We start from the raw sequence: 4297 nt of genomic DNA, 5'->3' as shown, positions 1-4297 counted from the left end.
GGGGGGGGGGGAGGATTACAAGCGTCCGCTATCCGCGTCAGAGGCCCGGCGCGGGATAGGCGAGATACGCCAGCCGCCGCACCTCGCGCCGCCCCCGGACGACCGTATCGAGGATCAGCCCGGTAAAGACGTTCAGCGCGGCGAAGATACCCAGTCCGGTGATCAGGATCGCGGTCGGGAAGCGCGGCACCTGGTGGATCTCGATATAGGTCAGTACCAGCGGGATACCGAGGACCAGCGCGAGCACCGCAAACGCGCTGCCGATCACACCGAAGAACCACAAAGGCCGCTCGATCCGGTAGAGCGTCATGATCGTGCGGAGGATGCGCCAGCCGTCGCCGTACGTGCTGAGCTTCGATTCGGACCCCTCGGGCCGCGCGTAATAAGGCGTCTCGACCTCGCCGATCGGCATCTTAAGTTCGAGCGCGTGGACGCTGATCTCCGTCTCGATCTCGAACCCGGCGGACAGCGACGGAAAGCTCTTCACGAACCGGCGCGAAAACACACGGTAGCCCGACAGGATATCGGTGAAGCTACGCCCGAACAGCCGCGCGAGCATTCCCGTCAGCAGTGCGTTGCCGAACCGGTGCCCGCGGCGATAGCTCTCCTGGACCTGGCTGATCCGCGAACCGACGACCATGTCGAGCTGTTCGTCGAGCACGCGCGCGACCAGCGCCGGGGCGGAGGCCGCGTCATAGGTCGCGTCGCCATCGGCCATCACGTAGATGTCGGCGTCGATATCCGCGAACATGCGGCGGACGACCGCGCCCTTGCCCTGGATTCGCTCGGTCCGCACCACGGCACCCGCCGCGCGCGCGACCTCCACCGTCCGGTCGGCGCTGTTGTTGTCGTAGACGTAGACGGTGGCGCCCGGCAGCGCGGCGCGGAACCCGGCCACCGTCTGCGCGATCGCCGCCGCTTCGTTGTAGCAGGGAAGCAGGACGGCGATTCTCGGTTCGGTCATGCCCTGCCCTGCACGGTTGAACACGGTATCGAAGATCGAGCAGCGGGCGAAACTTCAGTCACCGAACCATCCCAAAACGCACTTCCCCGGCGGAGGCCGGGGCCCAGTTGGGGAACGTCCATAACGGAGCTTTACGCGCCGTTATAGTAGCCTTTCCAACTGGACCCCGGCCTCCGCCGGGGAGGTGGCCCGAAAACGGGGTGAGTGCCTCAGCGACGAAGCACTCCGATCGGCGTTACGCCTCGGTCTTGGTCGGCGCCTTCTTGGCGCGCGGCTTCTTCACCGGTGCGTCGGCAGCTTCGGTACCCTCGGCATTCTCGGCCGCGACCGGCGACGACTCGGTCACCGCAGTCTCGGCCTCGACCGGTGCCGCCTTCTTCTTGGCAGGCGCCTTCTTTGCGGGCTTGGCCTCGTCCGCCGCGTCCGAAACCTGCGCCTCGTCCGTCACGGTCTCGTCCGCAGCAGTGTCGTCAGACGCAGGCTTGGCCTTCTTGGCAGCGGCCTTCTTCTTCGGCTTGTGGTTGTCGTGATCATGCACGTGCGTGCCGCTCGCGAAACCGTCCTCGCTCTCGATCGCAGCTTCCAGCTCCTCGCGGGTCGCTTCGCGATCGGTGATCTCGGCCTTCTCGAACAGGAAGTCGACGACCTTGTCCTCGTACAGCGGCGCGCGCAGCTGGGCAGCGGCCATCGGCTCGGACTGCACATACTGCATGAACTGCTGACGCTGCTCGGCCGGATACTGCTGCGCAGCCTGGGCGAGCAGACGCTGCATTTCCTGGTTGGAAACCTCGACGCCGTTCGCCTGGCCGATCTCGGACAGGAGGAGCCCCAGGCGCACGCGACGCTCGGCGATCTTGCGGTAATCGTCGCGCTCGCCTTCCATCTCGGCCATCGCGGCCTCGGGATCGGCTTCGTGCGTGGCTTCGTGCTGGAGCTGCTGCCAGATCTGGTTGAACTCGGCTTCCACCATCGACGGCGGAACCTCGAAGTCGTGACCTTCGGCGAGCTGGTCGAGCAGCTTGCGCTTCATGTGCGTGCGCGTGAGCCCGTTATGCTCCTGCTCGATCTGACCCTTGAGCAAGCCGGTGAGCTGCTCGAGGCTCTCAAGACCGAGCGACTTGGCGAGATCCTCGTCGATATTGCTCTCGCCCGCGGTCTTCACCGACTTGACGGTGATGTCGAACGTGGCCGGCTGACCCGCGAGCGACTTCTCCTGATACTCCTCGGGGAAGGTCACGTTCAGGACCTTGTCGTCGCCGGTCTTCACGCCGACGAGCTGATCCTCGAAGCCGGGGATCAGACGCCCTGCGCCGAGCTCGACGCCCATGTCGGTGCCCGTGCCGCCGTCGAATGCGACGCCGTCGGCGGTCTTGCCGACGAAATCGACGGTGACGAGGTCACCCATCGCCGCGACGTAATCGTCAGCAGCGTCGTCCCACTTCTTCTGCTGGTCGGCGAACTTCTGGAGCTGCTCGGTGACCGCCTCGTCGGCGACGGGCACGGTCAGGCGCTCGAGCTTCAGGCCGTCGATCGCGGGTGCCGGCACCTGCGGGAGAACCTCCAGCTCGACCTTGACGACCGCGTCCTTGCCGAGGTCGTAGCCGTCTTCCAGCTCGACCGAAGGCTGCATCGCGGGGCGAAGCTGCTTTTCGGCGACGAGCGTCTGGACGCCCTCCTGGATCGCCGCGTTCACCGCGTCCTGCGTCAGCGCCGGGCCGTGCATCTTGCGGATGAGGTTGGCCGGCACCTTGCCCGGACGGAAGCCCGGCATCTTCATCTGCGGCGCGAGGCGCTTCAGCTCGACATCGACCTTCGCATCGATATCCTTCGCAGTGATGGTGAGGGTGTAGGCGCGCTTGAGGCCCTCGTTCAACGTCTCGACAGTCTGCATGTCCGGCCTTTGTCTAAAAGAGCATTCGGGAAAAATTCGTCTGGGTGTCGCCCCGCCCGAGCGGCGGAGTGGTGCGGGCGAAGGGACTCGAACCCCCACATCTTGCGATGGCAGGACCTAAACCTGCTGCGTCTACCAGTTCCGCCACGCCCGCACAGGACATCGCCGTAGCGGGCGCGTCTATACCAACGTTGTATGCCGGGGCAAGCACGCAAGGCAACACGGCGGGCAACTACACGGGATCGCACGCGTTGATGCGGAAGAAGGAGAGAGCAACATGGCTACCCAACCCCCCGCAGAATTCCCTACGCCCTCGTCGCCTGCCGAGCCAACGACGCCACCGCCGGAGTTCAATCCACCCGCACCCGACGTGGACTATCCCGATCCGAGCGGACCCTCGACCGACCCCACCCCCATCCAGCCCGAAGTCTGAGGGACCATCATGCCCGATACCAAGCCCTCTGCGCATGCCGGCACTGATCCGGATACACGCCCCGAGGATCGTGACGCGGATACGCGCAGCGACATCGAACAGGCGGTCGCGTCGCGATCCGACGCGGTCGAACGCGGTGACGGTGGCGCCGAGCCCGAAACCTTCACCGACTCAGGGCTCCCCGACGGCGTCGGCGGCACCGGCGGCGTGACCAAGAACCAGGACTCCGACGCCCAGTAACCGCGAGCGTGGTCAGGGCTGCGGCAGATGGTGGCCGACGCGATACGCGTCGACCGCCATCAGCATACCCGCAATCTCCGCCGTCGACAGCATCAGGATGCGCTCGCCGCCTGCCCTTGCCGTCACCTTGAATTGCCACGGCGTCATCACGCCCGGGATATAACGTTCCGCCTGCTGCCTGAGTACCGAGCCCGCGATCCTCAAGCCGATCGTTTCGGATCGGGGACAGATCCATCCTCGCCGACACACGGTTCGCAGCCGCGCGATCCGGTCGACACGGGCCGACAACGGGCCGCCGGGCGCTTCATAGGTCGCGCTGTCCCAACGCACCCAGCTGTAGGCGCGATATCGGATCGACGCATAGACCTGGTAACTCACCTGGCCCGTCGTCTTGTCGATGAACGCGCGCAGGAACACATCGTCGGGCGCGTGCCCGCCGAACGACCGGTGCTCGACGAACCCGTTCGTCGAGGTGAGCGTCGCAACGCGGTCGAGCGCATCGTCAGACAATGTCGTCCGCGCCTGGAACGCCGACGGAGTCATCAAACGGAGCCGATCGACGTCGCCCTGGTTGCTCGACAAGACCGCAGACGGTGCAGCATGGCTCGGCACGACCAGCGCGGTCGCGGCCGCCAAGGCTATCGCTGCATAGCCACCGTGCTTCGCCATATCTCGCCCACCTTCGGTCCCTGCGGCACAGGGCATAGCGCTTGCGAAACGCACCGGCGACGACAACCCGGACCGTTCTCGACCGTCTCGCCGCCGCCCG

Annotated in this window: 4 protein-coding genes and 1 tRNA gene; 1 reads left to right on the top strand and 4 read right to left on the bottom strand. The window is 66.0% G+C overall.

The window, feature by feature from the left end; genetic code table 11:
• Window positions 1-37: 37 nt before the first annotated feature.
• The 3 genes from ASE88_RS12205 to ASE88_RS12195 all read right to left on the bottom strand — a co-directional run bounded on the left by ASE88_RS12205 (window position 38) and on the right by ASE88_RS12195 (window position 3009).
• Entirely contained in the window at window positions 38-964 is a 927-nt protein-coding gene (locus tag ASE88_RS12205; protein WP_056478302.1) for a glycosyltransferase family 2 protein, read from the bottom strand.
• Window positions 965-1199: 235 nt separating this feature from the next.
• Complete coding sequence (gene tig, locus ASE88_RS12200; protein ID WP_056478301.1) at window positions 1200-2855, bottom strand: trigger factor; 1656 nt, start codon at window positions 2853-2855, stop codon at window positions 1200-1202.
• A 69-nt stretch (window positions 2856-2924) separates the two neighbouring features.
• A tRNA-Leu gene (locus tag ASE88_RS12195) sits at window positions 2925-3009 on the bottom strand.
• A 288-nt stretch (window positions 3010-3297) separates the two neighbouring features.
• On the opposite strand from ASE88_RS12195, the gene ASE88_RS12190 reads away from it, so the two are divergent.
• Window positions 3298-3528, top strand: a complete 231-nt coding sequence (locus tag ASE88_RS12190; protein WP_055872718.1) for a hypothetical protein — start codon at window positions 3298-3300, stop codon at window positions 3526-3528.
• A 12-nt stretch (window positions 3529-3540) separates the two neighbouring features.
• On the opposite strand, the gene ASE88_RS12185 is transcribed toward ASE88_RS12190, so the two are convergent.
• Window positions 3541-4197: a hypothetical protein gene (locus ASE88_RS12185; RefSeq protein WP_055872720.1), complete on the bottom strand. Its 657-nt coding sequence runs from the start codon at window positions 4195-4197 to the stop codon at window positions 3541-3543.
• Window positions 4198-4297: the final 100 nt, after the last annotated feature.

It is taken from the genome of Sphingomonas sp. Leaf38 (assembly GCF_001421825.1).
Lineage (GTDB): Bacteria > Pseudomonadota > Alphaproteobacteria > Sphingomonadales > Sphingomonadaceae > Sphingomonas.
Note: the sequence above shows the minus strand (reverse complement) of the source record. Positions and strands in the feature narration are given on the sequence as shown.

Coding starts and splice junctions, on each gene's coding strand:
- ASE88_RS12185 (WP_055872720.1), bottom strand. CDS start 4,197: ATGGCGAAGCACGGTGGCTATGCAGCGATAGCCTTGGCGGCCGCGACC.
- ASE88_RS12190 (WP_055872718.1), top strand. CDS start 3,298: ATGCCCGATACCAAGCCCTCTGCGCATGCCGGCACTGATCCGGATACA.
- tig (WP_056478301.1), bottom strand. CDS start 2,855: ATGCAGACTGTCGAGACGTTGAACGAGGGCCTCAAGCGCGCCTACACC.
- ASE88_RS12205 (WP_056478302.1), bottom strand. CDS start 964: ATGACCGAACCGAGAATCGCCGTCCTGCTTCCCTGCTACAACGAAGCG.